The following is a 20,263-nucleotide window of genomic DNA, read 5'->3' as shown; positions in this document are numbered from 1 at the left end:
TATATAAAAATCAAAGAAAATTTTCGTAGATCAGACTATGCAAATTCTCAAATATAAATAAGGAAGAAGTGGAAAAAATGCAACGAAATGATATAAGAAATATCGCCATCATCGCCCACGTTGATCATGGTAAAACAACAATGGTAGATGAAATGTTAAAACAAAGTGGTACATTTAGAACGAATGAACATGTTGAAGAAAGGGTTATGGACTCTAACTCATTAGAAAGAGAAAGAGGGATTACCATCCTTTCTAAAAATACTTCTGTAACCTACAAAGATGTTAAAATTAACATTGTAGACACACCAGGCCATGCCGATTTTGGTGGTGAAGTAGAACGAATTATGGGAATGGTAGATGGAGTATTATTACTAGTTGATGCTAAAGAAGGTCCAATGCCTCAAACAAGATTCGTGTTACAAAAAGCTTTAAAAGCTGGTCTTCAACCAATTGTTGTAATCAATAAAATTGATAGACCTGATCGTAGACCAGAAGAAGTAATAGATGAGGTATTAGATTTATTTATTGCCCTAGAGGCCCACGAAGACCAATTAGACTTCCCTGTAATTTATGCATCAGCTAAAAATGGATTTGCTAAATTAACAGTTGAAGAAGAAAGTAATAATCTACAACCTTTATTTGAAGCAATTTTAGAGCATATTCCTTGTCCACAAGGAGATGATGAAGATGGGCTTCAGTTATTAATTTCAAATATTGATTATGATAAATATATTGGAAGAATCGGTATTGGTAAGATTAAAAGAGGTAGATTAACTAAAGGCCAAAGTGCAGTTTTAGCTAAGGCTACAGAAGGCCAAGCCAATGTAAAAGTAAGTAATCTGTATAACTTCCAAGGCTTAGGAAGAACAGAAATTGAAGCAGCTACCGTAGGTGAAATTATTGCGATATCAGGTATAGCTGATATTAATATCGGCGATACCCTATGTTCAGTTGATAAGGTAGAGGCAATACCTTTTACTAAAATTGATGACCCAACAATTTCTATGAACTTTATGGTTAATGATAGTCCTTTTGCAGGAAAAGAAGGTACCTTTGTAACCAGTAGACATTTAAGAGATCGTTTAGAAAGAGAAATGCTTTCTAACGTAGCCATGAAGATGGAAGAAATTTCAGCCGATTGCTATCGAGTTCTTGGTAGAGGTGAGTTACATCTTTCTATATTAATTGAAACTATGAGAAGAGAAGGATATGAATTCTCAGTATCTAGACCAGAGGTAATCTTAAAGAAAACTGAAGATGGATTATTAGAGCCAATAGAACATTTATTTATAGAAGTTCCTGATGAAAGTGCCAGTGCAGTTATAGAAAAGATCGGACAACGTAAGGGTGAAATGCTAGATATGGCTCCAACAGGAACTGGTATCACTAAGCTAGAATTTAGAATCCCAGCAAGAGGTCTTATTGGATACCGTTCTGAGTTCTTAACTGATACAAAGGGATATGGAACCTTCCATCATCTATTTGATGGTTATGATGCATACCGTGGAGACATTCGTGTTAGAAATAGAGGGTCGTTAGTAGCCTTTGAAACAGGTACTGCTGTTGCCTATGGAATCTACAATGCTCAAGATAGAGGGATTATGTTTATTGAACCTGGTACTGAGGTTTATGGTGGAATGGTAGTTGGGGAAAGTTCCCGCTTAGAAGATATTGCTGTAAATGTATGTAAGCGAAAGCAATTAACCAATGTTAGATCCTCTGGAGCAGATGATGCTTTAAGATTAGTTCCTCCAACAGTTTTCTCTTTAGAGCAATCTCTAGAGTTCATTGGAGACGATGAATTAGTTGAAATTACACCAAAAAACATTAGAATAAGAAAGAAAATTCTAGATAAAGTTACAAGAGAAAGAATGCAAAAAAGAGGTTAAGACTAACTTTATATAATATTACTAAAAAGATATGGTTTCCTTATGCCATATCTTTTTCTTTAAAACCTCTTTAGTCTCTTAAAAATCTTTTTAAAAGCAAATAGAACTTTTTAGCACCATCATAAGTATGAATTTTATTCCACTCATTTACATTCAGACATTAGACAAGTAAGCTTAATGCTACTTTCATCTATATCTAAAGCTGAAGAAGTCATTACCTTAATCTATAAAAAGTGAGAAAATGGAGAAAATTATTAAGATTGGTCACAAGATATTGGACTAAATGAGAAATAATATGATAGAATTGAAAGTGGCAAATATTCCTATGTTATCCAAAAAAGCAAGAGGTGATACGGATGAATGAAAGAAGTTTAAGAGTATTAGAATATAAAAAAATTATAGAAAAATTATGGGATAGATGTACGTCAGAATTAGGGAAAAGCTTGGCTGAAAATCTTAAGCCTATCGATAATTTGTCAGAAATACTGACAATGCAAAAAGAAACCAGCGAAGCTCAAGCTATACTGATACAAAAAGGAAATGTCCCCATTTCAGGTATCCATGACCTTCTTGGTTATGTTAAGAGAACTGAGATAGGTTCATATTTAGATCCTGCACAATTATTACAGGTAAATAGAACCCTTGGGGTAGCACGAAAAATGAAGAGTTATTTAAGGGCTGAAGAGGGAAATCGCCAATCTCCAATTATTCAAGGAATGGCAGAGGGACTTTATTCCCTTAGAGAAATTGAAGATAAAATAAATTTATGTATTTTAAGTGAATCGGAAATATCAGATCATGCAAGTTCTGAGTTAAAACATATAAGAAAATCTATAAACTCTAAAAATGAAGCTATTCGAAACAAGTTAAACAGTATAATCTCCTCAACTGGTAATCAAAAATATCTTCAAGATGCCATCATTACCATGAGACAAGACCGCTATGTTGTACCAGTAAAACAAGAACATAGGGGTAATGTACCAGGGCTAATCCACGACCAATCCTCCAGTGGGGCAACTCTATTTATTGAACCGATGGCGGTTGTCGAATTAAATAATCAATTGAAGGAACTAAAACTTAAAGAAAAAGCAGAAATCGAAAGAATTTTGAGGGAAATTTCTGCTATGATTGCAGAAAAAGCAATTGAAATAAGAAGTAATCAAGAAATCTTAAAACAGTTGGATTTTATTTTTGCTAAGGGAAAACTGTCATTAGAAATGAAGGCTGTTGAGCCTGCTTTAAATGATGAAGGTAAAATTCATATTAAAAAAGGGAGACACCCATTACTAAAGGCAAATGAGGTTGTCCCAACTACCATTTGGTTGGGGGAAGAGTTCCGTATCTTAATGGTAACTGGACCAAATACAGGAGGTAAAACAGTTACTCTAAAGACAGTTGGTTTATTCTGTTTAATGGCCCAAAGTGGACTCCATGTTCCTGCTGACTTTGGAACAAAACTGCCGGTTTATGACCAAATATTTGCAGATATTGGAGACGAACAAAGTATTGAGCAAAGCTTAAGTACTTTCTCCTCCCATATGACTAATATCGTCACGATCCTAAGGGATGTTACACCTAATTCACTAGTCTTATTTGATGAGCTAGGGGCAGGAACAGACCCTACAGAAGGAGCAGCGTTGGCAATGGCAATTATAAATCATCTAAGGGCAATTAATGCTTCTGCCATAGCCACCACCCACTATAGCGAATTAAAGCAATTTGCATTAGCTAATAAAGATATTGAAAATGCTTCGGTGGAATTTGATGTAGAAACCCTTAGACCAACCTATAAACTGCTAATTGGTGTGCCTGGTAAGTCCAATGCCTTTGAAATATCAAGGAAATTAGGCTTATCTGACAGAATTATTGATGCAGCAAAGGAATTTATTTCTACAGAGGATATTCAATTTGAAGATTTACTTCAAAATATTGAAGCCAATAGAAGAGCCACAGAGTCTGATCGTGAAGAAGCTCAAAAGCTTAAAATGGAACAAGAAAAACTAACTCAACAATATGCAGATAAAAAACGACAGTTAGAAGAGCAAAGAGATAAAATGGTTAGAGATGCAAAAAAAGAAGCCTATAAAATTGTTAAAGAGGCAAAGGCTGAAGCAGAAGAAATTATTAAAAATCTTCGAGAAACGAAGTTAGAGTTAGAAGAAAAAGAAATAAATAGGCAGCTAGAAGCAGCTAAAAAACAACTTTCCGAGAAAATGGGAGCATTAGGGGAAACTGTAGAAGATCTCTTTACTCAAAAAACTTCGAAAAAGCCGCCTAAAAACCTTAAAGCAGGTGAAACAGTTACTGTTCTTTCTCTTAATCAGACAGGTCATGTCATTTCTCCAGTAGATGATAAAGGAGAAGTACTGGTTCAAGTGGGAATCATGAAGATTAATATCCCAGTAACTAACCTAGAAAGAGTAAAAAAATCTGAGGAAACCAAGAAAACAGGTGTTGGTAAAATTGTAAAAAGTAAATCAGCTAATCTAAAAAGAGAGCTTGATGTAAGAGGACAAAACTTAGAAGAAGCCATGCTAGAAGTTGATAAATTTATAGACGATTGTGCCATTGCAGGTTTTTCACCCATCACTATCATTCATGGGGTAGGAACAGGCGTATTAAGTGCAGGAATCAAACAAATGTTAAAGAAAAATAAGCATATTAAAAGTCTCCGTTCTGGTGAATATGGCGAGGGTGGAGCAGGAGTAACCGTAATTGAACTAAAATAAAAGGTTGGTGTTGTTATGATTTTAGTTAGTGCCTGTCTATTAGGCGTAAACTGTAAATATTCCGGTGGCCACAATCTGAAGGAAAATCTAATTAAAGAGCTAGAAAATAGAAGCATAGTTCCTATTTGCCCAGAACAGTTAGGCGGATTAACCACTCCAAGACCTCCCGCAGAAATTCAAGGTGGCAACGGTCAAGATGTCTTAGCCGGTAACGGTAGCGTATCAAGAAATGACGGGATCGATGTAACAGAAGCCTTTATCAAAGGAGCAGAAGAAACCTTAAAAATAGCACAATTATTAGGGATTAAAGAAGCTATATTAAAGGCAAATAGCCCATCCTGTGGAAATAAAAGAATCTACGACGGTAGTTTTTCAGGAAAGAAAATAGCTGGAATAGGGGTAACGGCAGCTCTGCTTGAGAGTAGGGGGATTAAGGTATATTCTGAAGAAGACTTTTAGCCTGTTGAAAAGCCCTCATCTTCTGCGTCACAGCAAAAAGTCAGCACCTTTGCGTATATAAAAAATACGCGACAGTCGCTGACTTTTTTTGTTCCTTGAATCCAAGGGCTTTTGAACAGGCTAAGCTAGTTGTAGTTGAAAAGCCCTCATCTTCTGCGTCATTGCAAAAAAGCAGCACCCTAGCGTATAAGAACATACGCGGCGTTCGCTGCTTCTCCTTATTCCTTGAATCTAAGGGCTTTTGAACAGGTAAGCTAGTTGTAGTTGAAAAGTCCTCATCTTCTGCGTCACAGCAAAAAGTCAGCACCTTTGCGTATATAAAAAATACGCCACAGTCGCTGACTTTTTTTGTTCCTTGAATCTAAAGGCTTTTGAACAGGCTATAAAAAATACGCATAAAAAACCTTGTTTTTAGGGATAATATATGTTATATTATTTTGAACAAGAAAATACTGTTAAGTCGATGATGAGGAGAGTAAGTGTAATAATTGTTTTAGCGAGTCAGAGTTGGTGGAAGTCTGGCACAATGTTACAGTGAAGCGCACCTCAGAGAATATGCTTGAACTTAGTAGGGCAATACGGTTTTCCTCCGTTATCAGGAAATTGAGTGGGTATCAAAATACTTATACTTATAAGTATGTTTAATTTTTATACTTTGATACCAATAAGAGTGGTAACACGGGATCTAACTCTCGTCTCTTTTTTAGAGGCGGGGGTTTTTTTGTTAGTCTATAAAATTTTGCTGTTTATATTCTGTTCTGCTTTTTTATTTGAAAGACTTAATGTTAATAGCACAGATCTATAACAACCAACTTTACATATTTTTATTATGTTTGGTTGGTATTAAATAGTTTTATTATTTTATACAAAAATAGGAGGTAGAAAATCATGATGGATTTTAAGAAGAAATTAGGTCAAGAACTACAACCCTATATGGGAGAAATGTCGTTAGAAGAGATTATTTCAACAATTGAAGTGCCTAAAAATGCTGATATGGGTGACTTTGCCTTTCCTTGCTTTAAATTAGCAAAGGTATTTAGAAAGGCACCTAATGCAATTGCTCAGGAGCTAGTTGAGAAAATAGAACTATCTGATGCTTTTGCAAAAGTAGAAAATGTAGGTGGTTACCTAAACTTTTTTGTAAATCGTAATGCCTTTGCTGAGGCCATTATTAATGAAGTTATGGATAAAAAGAATCAGTTTGGTAGCTCCAAAATAGGTGAAGGAAAAGTAGTTTGTATAGATTATTCAGCACCAAATGTGGCTAAACCTTTCCACGTAGGCCATCTTCGTTCTACTGTAATTGGTAACTCCCTTTACAGAATTAATGAATTTTTAGGATATAAATGTGTTGGAATTAACCACTTAGGTGACTGGGGAACACAGTTTGGTAAAGTAATTGTTGCCTACAGAAACTGGGGAAACAAAGAAGAAATAGAAAAAGAGCCGATTAAGACATTATTAGATCTTTATGTTAAGTTCCATGACGAAGCAGAGGCTAACCCTGCATTAGAAGATGAAGCAAGAGGTTGGTTTACAAAAATGGAGCAGGGAGATGAAGAAGCCCTAAGTTTATGGCAATGGTTTAGTACAGAAACAATTAAAGAACTAAAAAAAGTATATGCTTTACTTGATGTTCAGTTTGACTATTATCAAGGAGAAAGCTTCTATAATGATAAAATGGATGTTGTATTAGAAGAAATGAAAGAAAAGAAGTTACTTCAAGAAAGTGAAGGAGCTGTAATTGTTGACTTAAGCGAATTTGACATGCCACCTTGCTTAGTACAAAAAAAGGATGGTAGTACCCTATATGCCACAAGAGATATTACAGCCGCAATTTATCGTAAAAATACCTACAACTTCCATAAGTGTTTATACGTTACAGACTATTCTCAAAATCTACACTTTGCTCAATGGTTTAAGGTAATTGAACTAATGGGATTCCCGTGGGCTAAGGATATTCTGCATATTCCTTTTGGCCGTGTTACCCATGAAGGTAGAAGAATTCAAACCCGTAAAGGGAATGTCGTTTTACTAGAGGAAGTCCTAACTGGGGCAGTTACTAGAGTTAAGGAAATTATTGAAGAGAAAAATCCTAATCTAGAAAATAAAGAGCAAATTGCTCAAGATGTGGGTATTGGAGCAGTAATCTTTAATGATTTAAGTAATAATAGAATCAAAGATATATCCTTCTCTTGGGAAACAGCCTTTAGTTTTGAAGGAGAAACAGGTCCCTATGTACAATACACCCATGCAAGAGCTTCTAGCGTATTAAGAAAGGCAGAGATGGAAGTTACATCAGACTTTAACCCAGAAGTATTAACTGATGATGTGACAATGACGGTTTTAAAGGATCTTCAAAGATTCCCAGAAGTGATTCAAGATGCTGAGAGAAAAAATGAACCATCAATTATTACAAGACATATTATTGATATTGCCCAGGGTTTTAATCGTTTCTACCATGATCATCCGATCTTAGTTGAAGATGTAGAAACAAAGAAGGCTAGACTTGCTGTTGTATATGCTGTAAAAGAAGTATTAAGCATTGGTTTGTACTTATTAGGTATTAAAGCGCCAGAAAAAATGTAATTCATTAATAACTAAACTGACCCTAAACCCATCCTTTAATGATGGACTTTGGGGTCTTCATCGTTATAAAAATATTTTTTTATTCCCCTTGTATATTTAGAAGAAATTGATTACCATTAAATATGTGCCCTACTTCAACAAACAATTAAGAAAGGGGGAGAACCCTTGGCTAAAGAACAACAAATAAAAAGATGTTTTACACAGATGGCCTATGGAGATGCCTTGGGATTTTTAAATGAAAATACTAAAGACCTTACAACCGAGTTTATACCCTTCCAATATATAAGAGATCATCAACTAAAGATGCAACTTCCCCAAGGGCAATGGAGCGAAATAACAGAACTATCTCTAATTATTACGAAATGTCTAATCGACTTAAAAGAAAAGTCTAAAACCATAGTAGATTATAAGCGGATTACCGACGAAGTGAAGCTATGGGAATATTATCGCCACGGAGAGGCTAATCTTTTACGATTAAGAATCCAAGAAGGAAAAAAATATTATCAAAATTCAATATATCATAATGATAAAAGAGGTTATGGTTTTTCTAGAATAATCCCCATCCTTTTAGCTAATAAGAACTTTGAGGCTGCTAAAGAAGAAGTAGTTAAGCAAATAACTTACTTAAATCAGCATCCCCAGGTAATCCTAACAGCAATATTGTTGGCAAGGGTGATATTTCTGTTATTAGAGAAGGGAAAGGAAGATCGAGAAGATTTAATCAACCAATTAAAAGATTTCTTAATTGGATTACAAAGAGATCAGTTACTAATTAACGAAGAAAAAGAACCCTCTAAAAAATATATTCTACAATTCGAACAAGAAAAAATAAATTATCTAATGGCCTTGGATAGACTAAAGGATGGAAAAATAAACCAAACTAAAGTAAATCCAGACAGTCAAAGTATTTTATTATTAGCTTTAGATAATTACTGGAGATTAGAAGAGGGGTTGTTGCCAGACTTTCAGAATCTTCCAAAGGAAGATCAAAAGGAAACATTAGCTTTAGCCTATGGATTTTGGGGAATTGTAAGTAACGCTGAAAATAATAGGTCTAATGAATATACAGAACAGGATTTTATCGAAAATATGGGTGAATACATCTGTAAAGTTAGAAATTATGAAGTGGGTAAAAGACCTTATGAAGCCCCCCAAAGAGAAGTAGATTTATTTCAACTGAAGGAAGGGACAGTAATAAAACACCCAATCCTTAATGTAACTAAAGTAACTTCAAAGGAAGTAGGGAAATATTTTATTAAAGTAGAAGTTGAAACAAAAACTGGTCAGTACAAATTGTATAAAAGAAAGACAGCTACTGATTAACTGTCTTAGAAACTAAAATATATGATTTGCTATTTTTGCAAGAACTCTATAAATTCTTTTTCAGTGGTCTCGGCTAAAGCACTCAACTGCTTAACCATTGTATTTCTTAACTCAATAAAAGAAGGAATATTAGTGTGTTCACCTGTATATTCTAGTGCTTTAATAATCAGAAGCATATCATGTTTAGATATTTCTTCTACTGATATTGTTGAAAATTCCTCCATTCGCCTGCTCCTTTCTATGCTTTAATATATGGTTAATATTCTACAACAATATCTAAATACCTTCATATTTCTACAATTTATTTACAGATAGGAAAAAAGTCCATAAGGAGGACATAACATGACCATAATTAATAGCATCATGAAGACAGACGAGGTTCAATTAAAAAAAATATGGAACTTAGCCTTACCTGTAATCATAGGGCAAGTTCTACATACTTTTATGGTGATCGCCGACATGTTTTTTATTGCTAAGCTTGGGAGCTTAGAGACATCTGCAGTAACAGCAGCCACATCGGTAATTGGAGTAATTCATGTCATTCCTTTTTTGATAGCCTCTGGGTCAATTGCTTTGGTTTCTAGACTTACAGGTGCAGATGACAGGGAAGGAATAAAGGAAATTTCCCTTAATGGAATAATTTTATCATTAATAGTGGGGGTAATTGTTACCCTTGTAAGCTACCTTAACTTAAATCTAATTTTAAAAATATTTGGTGGAGCAGAAGCAGAAGTTCTAAGTTTATCAAAGGTTTATATAAGAATTGCACTACTTGGTATTCCATTATTTTTCTTCAATGCAACAACCAAAGCAGTACTACAGGCTACGGGAGATACAAAAAATCCAGTTAAAGTATTTATTGGGATGAATGTACTAAATATATTTTTAGATTATTTGTTTATTATGGTACTTAAAACTGGAATTGGTGGAGCAGCGTGGGCAACGGCCATTTCTGAAGCAATGGGAGCACTGTTTATGGGTTATTTAGTTATAAATCACATTTTTAAGTTTGATTTTAAGGACATACTAGATAAATTAACCCTAAAGCTAAAAACTTCGGCAAGGATTATGAAGATAGGTGGTTTTTCTGCCCTTCATATGATCACTAGACCTTTAACAGGATTAATAATGTATCGTATTGTTATTTCTCAAGGGGTTAGTGCAGGAGCCGCCTTTGGAATAGGGGGAAGATTATTTAATTTTGTTTTTATTTTTTTAGCTGGTCTAGGAACAGCCATGTCCGTTTTAGTGGGACAAAATTTAGGAAAGGCAGATATAGAAGCTGCTGAGGGAGTAGTAAAGCAAGGTTTAAAGCTTGCCATCTACAATATAGTGATTTTTTCAGTTCCTTTTTTTATTTTTCCAAAGTATTTAATGAGGGCCTTTATAGATGATCCAGAAGTCATCAGAATCGGGGTAGAATATTTGCGGATTTGCTATATGGGAATTCTCTTTGTAATTTTTCCTAATATTATGGGAGCAGCTTTTCAAGGGGCAGGAGACACACTTCCACCAATGGTGGCATCAGTAGGTGGAAATTGGTTTGTAAAAATTCCTTTTGCATATTTACTAACTACAGTCTTTCCAATGGGAACAACTGGGGTTTGGATTGCCATTAGTGCCTCGGTTGTAGTGGAAGCAATCATTATTTTAGTATGGTTTTATATGGGTAACTGGAAGAAAAAAGTGATATAAAAAAATCAGTAGGAGGGCGTATTTAAAAAATACGTTATGCCTACTGATTTTTAATATGATTAGAATAACTGATATACTGTTAACTAGGCAACCTGCTTCTCAATACCACCTCTTAAAACATGATAGATAATATAAGAAGTTACGGCTAAAGTTGCTTGTAGAGAACTTGTTAGATCCTTCATTAAAGATTCTTCCCTTAAACTATATTCAGTATGGAGTTCATCAACTACACCTTTAATCAAGTGACTAGCATAATTAGGAACATTAAAGGTCTTTTTTGGAATAACGATGTCTTTAAATTGACCATGGTATTCCTTGAAAAGTTTGTGAAGATTATTTTCGTAAATAAGGTGACTAACAATTGTAGCCTTACGGTATTTGACCCGATCATTATGGGGTAGACAAAAATAATCTGCAATAAAATGGGTTACAACTCCAATTTGTGTAGAAAAATCTTTAAGACTTTCATGATTAGGGTTTAATTGGTAGTTGGAAAGTCTATGGACCTCATCTAAAATTAAATTAAAGGTTTGAGGTTTAAAGTGATCTAACTTAGCGAGGCTTGGGACAATATCTGGTTTAATACTTCCATAAATTAGACTTTTTCTATTGAGTTCTATTCCGAAGTTTTTAGAGATATTCTCATGGAGATACTCCGAAATAATTTTATGGGTCTGAGGAAACAAATAGCAACAACCTTTCTTTTAAAAGACAGTTTACTGGTGAATAGCCGTCATTAGTTTCATTATATTTTATAATCGAGATAATGGCAATCTAATTTACATAATCTTAAAAAAGAATTTTTGTTAGAGTCCCATTCTACCCCTAAAATCCCGCATTAATTCTTCAAGTAATTTTTCACGATCCAGTTCATAGTAAATAAAAATCCCTTCTTGTTTAAAATCAATACTATTAATATGAACCATTTCATGAAATTCTATTGGTAAATAAAATTGATTTTCATCAGAAATACTTGAGTCCATTCCTAATGAATCACCAATAAGCTTCGTAAAAAATCTTTCGGGAACATTAATTCGAGAAAACTTAAAATTTCTCATAGTAAAATAAACCTTTTCATTATTATAGATGGTTGTTAATTCTGTTTGTATTCTAACAGGTAGTCCATAAAGTCTACCATGTATATTTAAAACTAAGCCTTCATCTAATAAATTAACGACAATATGATTTGCCTTAAAGGGACCATTTTCTAAAGAAAGATGGCTATTTTCTAACTGAAAATTAAGATATCCATTTAATTCTTCTTCGGTAAGGATAAATTTATTTTCCTTTAATAATTGGATGTTTTCTGAAGCAAATTTTGTAATAAAGTAGCCTTCATCATAGATAATTTCAGATGAAGGACTATTAATTATTCCAGGGGGATAAGAAAGGATATAGATAATCATACCTAAAACCACTAGTATAAAAACACTTACAATTATTATAATTTTCTTTTTATTTTTCATGGCAAATCTCCTTTATTTATCATTGATATTTTAGTCTCCATTCTAATCATTATATCATAAGAAAAAGATCTCGTTTAAGAAAAGCCTAGCAAGATGCAAAGCTAAATCTACTATGCTATAATAATTATGTACTTTTGAAAGGGGGAGACTATATGCATCCTATTAAAGATATCAAATTAATTAAGGATTTATTGGCAGAAGACCCAATCGCCCATTTAAATACAATAGGAAGAATAAAAAATAGCGAGAATGTAGAAATCTATGTAGATGACCATCAAAAGCCTAGGGGATTTGTATTAAAAGATGGTTATTGGGCTATACCCTATAGTAAGGATGAAGAGATTCTAAGTCAAATTTTAAATAACTTTGCCTTTCCAGACTATGTTGGTTTTTGTGGACTACCGATGGCGTGGGCAAATAAAATTAAGGAAAGCTTAACTGAATATGAATTAGACTGGGATGAACATTGTCAATTATATTATTTACCAGAAGAGAATATAGAGAAAATCTCCTTAGTAGAAGTACTCCCCTCCTTAACTATAGAGGATATTGATATTGTTGATTACCATTACACTTACAAGGAGGAGGGCTCGAGGGAATACTTACTGGAATGTATTCAAAAGAGACCATCATCTGTAATTATTGAAGAAGGTAAGCCAGTGTCATGGGCACTTGTTAGAGAAGATAACTCTATGGGGGTAATGTATACAATAGAAGAGTACAGGAAAAAGGGGTTAGCTAAAAAAATTACAGGAGATCTAGTAAGAAAAGTTGTAGAGAGAGGAAATATTCCTTACGTTCATATCGTAGTAACTAATGAAGCCTCCAAAAATCTTGCTAGAGAATTAGGACTGGTTTATTGGGGCGATGTTCTATGGTTTGGCTTAAAGAAAAAAGGTATGATTACTAAAGAAGAATAAATTAGTATTGAAAAGAGGTTAATGAATGAAGGTTCTACTAACAACATTAAATGCAAAATATGTCCATACAAACTTAGCCATTAGATATTTAAAAAAGTCTGTTGATGATGTTAATATAAAGGTAGAGATAAAAGAATTTACTATCAACAACTCAACTGACTATATTATTTCAGAAATTTATAAAATGCATCCAGATGTACTATGCTTTTCCTGCTATATTTGGAATATCGATATGATCCTTCATATTGCTAACCATATTAAAAAAGTTTTGCCAGGTATCATGATTATTCTAGGAGGCCCAGAGGTATCCTTTGAAACCAAAGAGTTAATGGAAGCTAACGACTCAATTGATTTAGTTGTAATTGGTGAAGGAGAAAAGACCTTTAGGGAATTAATTAATCTAATAAATTCTGATGGAGACTACACACAAGTACCAGCTATAGGCTATAGAGCAAGAGGGGAAATCTATATTAATCCTCAAAAGGAAAAAAATCCTTCTATGGAAGAATTACCTTTCCCCTACGACGCAGAATTATTGGTTGAGGACAAGATTATCTATTATGAGAGCTCAAGGGGCTGTCCCTACAATTGTCAGTACTGCCTATCATCTGCCGAACAAGGGGTTAGATATTTACCAGTAGATCGAGTAAAGAGCGAATTAAAATATTTTATAGATGCAGAAGTAAGACAGGTAAAATTTGTTGATAGAACATTTAATGCCAATAAAGCCTTTGCATTAGAAATTATGAATTTCATTATGGAACATAATAAAGGAAAAACTAATTTTCACTTTGAAGTGACGGCGGATATATTAGGGGAAGATCTAATGGAATTTTTAAAGGAGGCTCCAGTAGGATTATTTCAATTTGAAATAGGTGTTCAATCTACCAATGAAGCAACCTTAAAGGAAATTGACAGAAAAGTGGACTTTAAAAAGCTTAGCCAAAGGGTTAAGACAATTTCTTCTTATAAAAATATTCATCAGCATCTAGATCTAATTGTAGGTTTACCAAAGGAAGATTACTATACCTTTAGAAAATCCTTCGAAGATGTTTTTGAGCTAAGACCAGAGAAACTTCAAATGGGATTTTTAAAGTTATTGAAGGGATCAGGCTTAAGGGCTAAGGCTGCAGAGTTTGGTTATGTTTACTCAGATACACCTCCCTACGAAGTTATGGAGAACGAGTCTCTTTCCTATGGTGAAATCATCAGGTTAAAGGGAATTGAAGAGATGGTAGAAATTTATTGGAACTCTAGGATATTTAATACTTCAATCGAAGTGATTATCCAAAATTTTTATGCCAATGCATTTAAGTTTTTTGAAGCTCTATGGTTTTATTGGGAACAAAAGGGTTATCATCATACTTCCCATGGGAAAAATAAGCTATATGAAATCCTCTTAGATTTTTATAAAGTTAAAGATTTTCACAAAATCGATGTTTTTAAAGAAGTTTTGAAGTTTGACTTTTTAAAGAATACAAAGACCTCTTCATTACCAGTCTTCTTTAATCGCGTTGAAGAAGGGGATTTTAAAAATAGATGCCATGAGTTTTTGCAACAGGAGGAAAATGTGGAGAAATTCTTACCTAACTACCTTAATACTCCAGCAAAGCAAATTATTAAGAAGGTTCATTTTGAAGCATTTAACTATAATGTAATTGAGTTAGAAGAAGTACCCTTAGCTCTTAGTGAAGTAAGAAATGAAGTAAAAACTGTTCTTTTCGACTATGATTTAAGTAATAAAGCTTTAGATCATTCTAGATACTATGAAGTATCTATATAAAAAAAATGGGGTGAGTAAATGGAAATTTTTCAAGATTTATATCATACAAACCTAACTGTGCTAAAAAATTCTATCAATAGTATACGAAAAAATTGGGGGATCGTACTAACTGGAATTTTTTACATATTTGCAACGATATTTTTATATTACATATTACGATTTTTTTGGATTCTTGCTGGGCTAGTGCTATTAATCGCCACAAGTGCATTAATCTCTAACTATCTTCATTTGTTAGAAGGGATTATTAGAAGAAACAGAATCACGATGCAAGATTTTAAAGAGGGTTTTGGAATATACTTAAGAAAAGTATGGGGGCTACTATTTTTATTTTATGTTGCACAACTAGCATATACATTACTGGCAGAACCAATTATAAGTACCTTTATACATCCTTTGTTGGCTAGAAATTTAATGATGTTCATTGTTTTTATAGTGCTAAATCCTATACCTGAAGTTCTATATCAAAAATATTATAGTCCATGGGAATCAATATCCTATTCATTTGAATTTATTAAAGATAATTGGATTGAATGGTATATCCCTAACATTATTTTTATTGGATTAATGTATCTTTTAACTGGAGAGCTGATTTCTGGCGTAATTAATTACTATGCTCCTGTTAATCTGTTGGCAAGAGGTGGTATTGTAACCTATCTGTTAGGGCAGGTTTTATTCTCCTTTATGATGATCTATAGGGGATACTTATTTGAAACTTTGAGTACTAGTAATAGAAGAAAACGGTTATTTATGAGAAAATTTTAGATTCTTCTACAAGTTTTATAATTGGTTAAGTGAGAAATTGCATATTTCTATAATAAACAATAAAATTAAATAATATAAAATGTACTTTAAATTCTATATAAGGAGATGGATGAAAGTGAATAAGGTAAATGTAAAACCCCAAACAATGCTATATCCAGTTCCAAGTGTTATGGTCTCCTGTAGAAATAAAAAAGGAGAAAATAATATCATTACAATATCTTGGGTAGGTGTCGTATCTTCAGACCCACCTATGCTCTCGATAGCCGTTAGACCAGAAAGACATTCTTTTAACATGATCCAAGAGACAAAAGAGTTTGTAGTTAATTTACCTGATGAAAAACTTCTTTATGAAAATGATTTTTGCGGTGTTAAATCAGGCAAGAATGTTAATAAATTTCAAGAGCTTCAGTTAACGGCAATAAAAGGACAATACGTAAAAGCTCCTCTTATTGGAGAATGTCCAGTTAATATGGAATGCAAAGTCAAAGAAGTAATCAACTTAGGCAGTCATCATTTATTTATAGCAGAAATAATCAATCTTCAGGTGAATGAAGAATATGTTAAAGACCAGCAGGTAGACTTAGAGAATTGTCGCTTTTTTACATACCAAAAGGGGACATATCATGGTCTAGGTGAGGTGTTAGGTAAAGTTGGTCTTAGCGTAAGAAGATAGGATATAAGAAAAAAGGCGATAAAACATATTTAAGGATAGGGGGACAGATTAAAAGATGGAAGTACAATTTAGAGAAATGAAAGAAGAGGATATTCAACAGGTAGTTACTTTATTCAAGAAGCTAGAATCGGAGTCTGCTGAAGTATCTTTTGCAGAAATATTAGATGAGGCTGAACTTTGTGAAAAAATGAAAGAGACGGGCTGCTTCTTTTACGTTGCAGAGGATAATGGGCAGGTTGTTTCAGTTTTTAGAGGCAAGCAAGGGGAAGGAAATAAGAGTCACTCAGCTTTATTAACTATCGCCGTAGACCCTAATTTTAGAGGAAAAAAGATGGCAAAAACCTTTACGCAATATTGCCTAGACCAATTGAAAAATAATGGGATAACCCTTGCTAGAGCATATGTATATAGTAATAACAAACCATCTATCAATACCCTTCTATCCCAAGGTTTTACATTTTCAGGATGCGTTTATCAGCACCATAAAAATGAAACCACTGGAGAGTTTGTAGATGACATTATTTTTCACAAAATCCTTTAATGAAATTATAATAATAGGATAAATACAGAACACAAAACACAGAACAATAATAGGCTTTGAAGAGAATGATAGTAATGGAGGGAACCAATGGCGTTTTTAATTGATCCATATATAAGAAAATATACCGAAGATCTTTCTTTTATTCATTTAAAGGAAGATGCACAAATAAACATAAAAGGCTATTTAATACCTTCGGGTGGCTTAGATGTACCACTATTAACCCATGAATTAGCTGAAAATATAAAAACTAAAAAAGAAAATGAGGTTATTACCGTTGCTGCAATTATACGGGGAATGGCTTATACAATTGGGATAGACTCAGGTTTTAAGTATGCTACAGAATATATAAAATTTTTAAAGTCCGTAGATGATAATATAGAGAAGTTTATTCTAGTAGAAGCTGTAAAGTTAGCTGAAGATAGTAAGTTAGCTGAAAGTTTGATTTTTATAAAAAGTGTTCTTGTATTAAATGAGACGAATCCACAGGCATTATTAAATTATGGAATAAGCCTGCTTAAATACGCAGAAGAAAAGCTATCAAGTAAAAAAGAAATTAAAGTGTTTCGTAGAGAAGCTAAGGATAAATTAGAGGCACTTTTAGAAATACAACCAGATCCAGTTGCTTATTATCAATTAGCTTATATTTATAAAGACGAGAAACAGTTTAAACGAGCACAGTTATACGCTGAGAAATTACTAGATCTAGAGGTTGATGAATTACTTCAAGCTAGGGTAAAGCATATGCTTTACGAATTAGAAGATCTAGTGAAATATGAAATAGGCTATGAAGCTATCCTTCAAGGCAATACTGAAGCAGGGCTTCCTCTACTATTAGAGTTAGAAGAAAAGTATCCAGAATGGTGGAACTTAATATTTTTTATTGGATTAGGTTATCGGCAAGCTAAGGAATATAATGAAGCAATAGAAAAGTTTGAAGCAGTATTAGTATTAAAGGAAGATATGTTAGATTCCATTGTAGAATTGGGGCTATGTTATAGTAGTAAAGGAAACTATTTAGAAGCAATAGATTATTTTAAGAAGGCACTGGAAGTCGGTGGAGAAAATAGTGAAATATTATGTAACCTTGCTATGGCCCATATGGAATTAGGAGATTACCAAGAGGCTGATTATTATATTAAAACTTCTTTGGAGCTTAATCCCCATGATGAAATTACACAAGCATGTGAAAAACAGATTAAAGCATTAATGGCGGAGTAAGTTATGATTTTAAGTAAGATTAGAGAAGGTAGTAGGATTTTATTAAAACAATTATAATTTGGATAAGATAATGGTGCATAGTTACTGAGTGCACCATTTCCTATATATATTGTATGTAAAATTAGATGATCTTCTTGAAAGTATCAAAAAATAATAAAATCCCTTAACTTATAAGTTGGTTTAAAGGAATTTGTAATGGCAGGTGACAGACATAAAAAAGTTATCCTAAAATAGAAGGAAAATTTACTTCAGTATAGAATAAGGAACATATGGGTTTACTTAATTTTTTTTAAATCTTCAAATAAATCTACAAATATTAATATGAGGTGATATAATGATTAACAATTTAGCAGAATTAATTAAAGTAGCACAAAATCAAACTAAAATGAAGCTTGTAGTTGCAGCTGCCCAAGACGAAGATGTTCTGACAGCAGTTATGGAAGCTAAAAACATGAACATAATTGAAGGAATTTTAGTTGGAGATGAAGAAAAAATTAATTTGATTGCAAAAGAAATTGGTATGGATTTAAGTCAATTTACAGTTGTAAATAAGCCTGATTTGATGGAGGCTGCATTAGAGTCAGTAAGAATGGTTTCTCAAGGAGAAGCAGATTTTGTAATGAAGGGGATTTTAGATACATCAATACTTTTAAAGGCAGTTCTTAATAAGGAAGTAGGTCTAAGAACAGATAGTCTTTTAAGTCATGTTATGGTTTATGAAGCAGAACATTATCATAAGTTGTTATATTTAACAGATGGGGGAATGAATATTGAGCCTTCATTAGATGAGAAGAAAGGTATTCTTAAAAATGCTATTGTAGCTGCAAAAGCTCTTGGAAGACCAGAAGTAATGGTATCCTGTTTAGCTGCAAAAGAAAAGGTGAATGAAAAAATGCCATCTACAGTTGATGGTGCAGAGCTTAAAAAATTGGCTGAAGAAGGGTACTTCGGAGAGAATGTTATTGTTGAAGGTCCAATTGCCTTCGATTTAGCAGTTTCAAAAGAGGCTGCTGCAATTAAAGGTTACAATAGTCCAGTTGCAGGAGAAACAGATGTTATGTTAGTACCTACAATTGAAGTAGGAAATGGAATCGGAAAAGCATTAACTTATATGGCAAATGCTAAATCTGCAGGGGTTATTATGGGAGCTAAGGCGCCAGTAGTATTAGTTTCAAGAGCTGATTCATCAGAAACGAAGTTATATTCAATTGCTCTTGGTAGTGTTATTGCAGCTAATCAATAGGATTACATTATTTAATAAGGGAACTTCTAATTTTTTAGGGGTTCCCCTCCTTATGGAATTGATGGTCATATCTGATAGGTTTTTTTAAAAATTCAATTCCCATATGGTATAGGTATTTCATATATAATTCATTTTAGATGTATAAAAGTATAAGAGTTAGAAATACTACTATAGGTAAATGTAAATAATTGAATGAAACCTCATCGGAATACCATTTATTTACTTTATTTTTATTGTTGACGAAGTAATTGTTTTGTGTTATATTTATTTAGGTCGTCAGCAACACATGAAAAAAGCTTTGAATGATAAGAAAATGTTGTTGACATGGTCTGAATAAGGTGATATAGTAGTAAAGTCGCTTTTGAGACACATACTTTAATAAATTGATTTTTAAATAACGACAAAAAAACTATTGACACAAGTTGTGAAATGTGTTAAAGTATAAAAGTCGCTGTAACAAGCGATAGGACGAAAGTCCTAATGAAAAGGTCTTTGAAAACTGAACAGTATAGATTTAAGCCAGCATAATTTTTTTACGTCAATGTAGTTCAACAATCTCATTACCAACATGATTCTATTATGATGAAGTTGGTAAATCGATTTTGAACTAAAGTGACTGACACAAAATCAAAGATTTTGGTCATCTACTTTATATTTAAGAGTTTGATCCTGGCTCAGGATGAACGCTGGCGGCGTGCCTAACACATGCAAGTCGAGCGGAGTTTATTAAAGGAAGTCTTCGGATGGAGTTTAATAAACTTAGCGGCGGACGGGTGAGTAACGCGTGGGCAACCTGCCCTGTACAGAGGGACAACAACGGGAAACCGTTGCTAATACCTCATAAAACCCTAAAGGGGCATCCCTTATGGGTCAAAGAATTTCGGTACAGGATGGGCCCGCGTCTGATTAGCTAGTTGGTGAGGTAATGGCTCACCAAGGCGACGATCAGTAGCCGACCTGAGAGGGTGATCGG

General features: G+C 33.5%; 16 protein-coding genes, 1 rRNA gene and 1 other annotated feature. Of the genes, 14 read left to right on the top strand and 3 right to left on the bottom strand.

From position 1 onward, the window contains the following. The first annotated feature begins 77 nt into the window (after positions 1-77). The 5 genes from typA (at position 78) to T335_RS0107640 (ending at position 8,989) form a co-directional block, all read left to right on the top strand. Positions 78-1,889 carry a translational GTPase TypA gene (typA, locus tag T335_RS0107660; RefSeq protein WP_026477022.1) on the top strand — a complete coding sequence of 604 codons (1,812 nt, stop codon included), beginning with the start codon at positions 78-80 and terminating at the stop codon, positions 1,887-1,889. A 356-nt stretch (positions 1,890-2,245) separates the two neighbouring features. Further along, complete coding sequence (locus T335_RS0107655; protein WP_026477021.1) at positions 2,246-4,618, top strand: endonuclease MutS2; 2,373 nt, start codon at positions 2,246-2,248, stop codon at positions 4,616-4,618. A gap of 15 nt (positions 4,619-4,633) precedes the next feature. After that, on the top strand, positions 4,634-5,077 hold the full coding sequence (locus T335_RS0107650; protein ID WP_026477020.1) for a DUF523 domain-containing protein: 444 nt from the start codon (positions 4,634-4,636) through the stop codon (positions 5,075-5,077). 454 nt (positions 5,078-5,531) lie between these two features. After that, positions 5,532-5,780: a binding site (T-box leader), on the top strand. 185 nt (positions 5,781-5,965) lie between these two features. Continuing rightward, entirely contained in the window at positions 5,966-7,666 is a 1,701-nt protein-coding gene (gene argS / locus T335_RS0107645; protein ID WP_026477019.1) for an arginine--tRNA ligase, read from the top strand. A gap of 165 nt (positions 7,667-7,831) precedes the next feature. After that, complete coding sequence (locus T335_RS0107640; RefSeq protein WP_026477018.1) at positions 7,832-8,989, top strand: ADP-ribosylglycohydrolase family protein; 1,158 nt, start codon at positions 7,832-7,834, stop codon at positions 8,987-8,989. Positions 8,990-9,018: 29 nt separating this feature from the next. On the opposite strand, the gene T335_RS0107635 is transcribed toward T335_RS0107640, so the two are convergent. Further along, on the bottom strand, positions 9,019-9,213 hold the full coding sequence (locus tag T335_RS0107635) for a hypothetical protein (RefSeq protein ID WP_026477017.1): 195 nt from the start codon (positions 9,211-9,213) through the stop codon (positions 9,019-9,021). Positions 9,214-9,331: 118 nt separating this feature from the next. Here T335_RS0107635 and T335_RS0107630 point away from each other — a divergent pair, with 118 nt between their 5' ends. Beyond that, on the top strand, positions 9,332-10,684 hold the full coding sequence (locus T335_RS0107630) for an MATE family efflux transporter (RefSeq protein ID WP_051569196.1): 1,353 nt from the start codon (positions 9,332-9,334) through the stop codon (positions 10,682-10,684). An 83-nt stretch (positions 10,685-10,767) separates the two neighbouring features. On the opposite strand, the gene T335_RS0107625 is transcribed toward T335_RS0107630, so the two are convergent. Both T335_RS0107625 and T335_RS0107620 read right to left on the bottom strand, forming a co-directional pair. Further along, the gene (locus T335_RS0107625) at positions 10,768-11,370 is read right to left on the bottom strand and encodes a zinc dependent phospholipase C family protein (protein ID WP_026477015.1); all 603 of its coding nucleotides are present in this window, start codon (positions 11,368-11,370) and stop codon (positions 10,768-10,770) included. 120 nt (positions 11,371-11,490) lie between these two features. After that, positions 11,491-12,150 carry a hypothetical protein gene (locus T335_RS0107620; protein WP_026477014.1) on the bottom strand — a complete coding sequence of 220 codons (660 nt, stop codon included), beginning with the start codon at positions 12,148-12,150 and terminating at the stop codon, positions 11,491-11,493. Between the two features lie 152 nt (positions 12,151-12,302). Between T335_RS0107620 and T335_RS0107615 the strand changes: the two genes are divergently transcribed. The 8 genes from T335_RS0107615 to T335_RS0107580 all read left to right on the top strand — a co-directional run. Beyond that, positions 12,303-13,070 carry a GNAT family N-acetyltransferase gene (locus tag T335_RS0107615; RefSeq protein ID WP_026477013.1) on the top strand — a complete coding sequence of 256 codons (768 nt, stop codon included), beginning with the start codon at positions 12,303-12,305 and terminating at the stop codon, positions 13,068-13,070. A gap of 25 nt (positions 13,071-13,095) precedes the next feature. Continuing rightward, positions 13,096-14,853, top strand: coding sequence for a B12-binding domain-containing radical SAM protein (locus tag T335_RS0107610; protein ID WP_026477012.1), 1,758 nt, complete (start codon positions 13,096-13,098; stop codon positions 14,851-14,853). Between the two features lie 18 nt (positions 14,854-14,871). After that, the gene (locus tag T335_RS0107605; RefSeq protein WP_026477011.1) at positions 14,872-15,615 is read left to right on the top strand and encodes a hypothetical protein; all 744 of its coding nucleotides are present in this window, start codon (positions 14,872-14,874) and stop codon (positions 15,613-15,615) included. A 115-nt stretch (positions 15,616-15,730) separates the two neighbouring features. Beyond that, entirely contained in the window at positions 15,731-16,288 is a 558-nt protein-coding gene (locus T335_RS0107600) for a flavin reductase (RefSeq protein ID WP_026477010.1), read from the top strand. A gap of 55 nt (positions 16,289-16,343) precedes the next feature. Beyond that, a complete protein-coding gene (locus T335_RS0107595) occupies positions 16,344-16,829 on the top strand; it encodes a GNAT family N-acetyltransferase (protein WP_026477009.1) in 486 nt (161 codons plus the stop codon). Positions 16,830-16,916: 87 nt separating this feature from the next. Continuing rightward, on the top strand, positions 16,917-18,047 hold the full coding sequence (locus tag T335_RS0107590; protein ID WP_026477008.1) for a tetratricopeptide repeat protein: 1,131 nt from the start codon (positions 16,917-16,919) through the stop codon (positions 18,045-18,047). A gap of 334 nt (positions 18,048-18,381) precedes the next feature. Continuing rightward, entirely contained in the window at positions 18,382-19,290 is a 909-nt protein-coding gene (locus T335_RS0107585) for a bifunctional enoyl-CoA hydratase/phosphate acetyltransferase (RefSeq protein WP_026477007.1), read from the top strand. Between the two features lie 651 nt (positions 19,291-19,941). Further along, a 16S ribosomal RNA gene (locus T335_RS0107580) occupies positions 19,942-20,263 on the top strand; the annotation flags it as partial.

Source organism: Alkaliphilus transvaalensis ATCC 700919, from assembly GCF_000621485.1.
Classification (GTDB): Bacteria; Bacillota; Clostridia; order Peptostreptococcales; family Natronincolaceae; genus Alkaliphilus; species Alkaliphilus transvaalensis.
The sequence above is the reverse complement of the archived record's forward strand: the minus strand, read 5'-3'. Positions and strand labels throughout refer to the sequence as shown.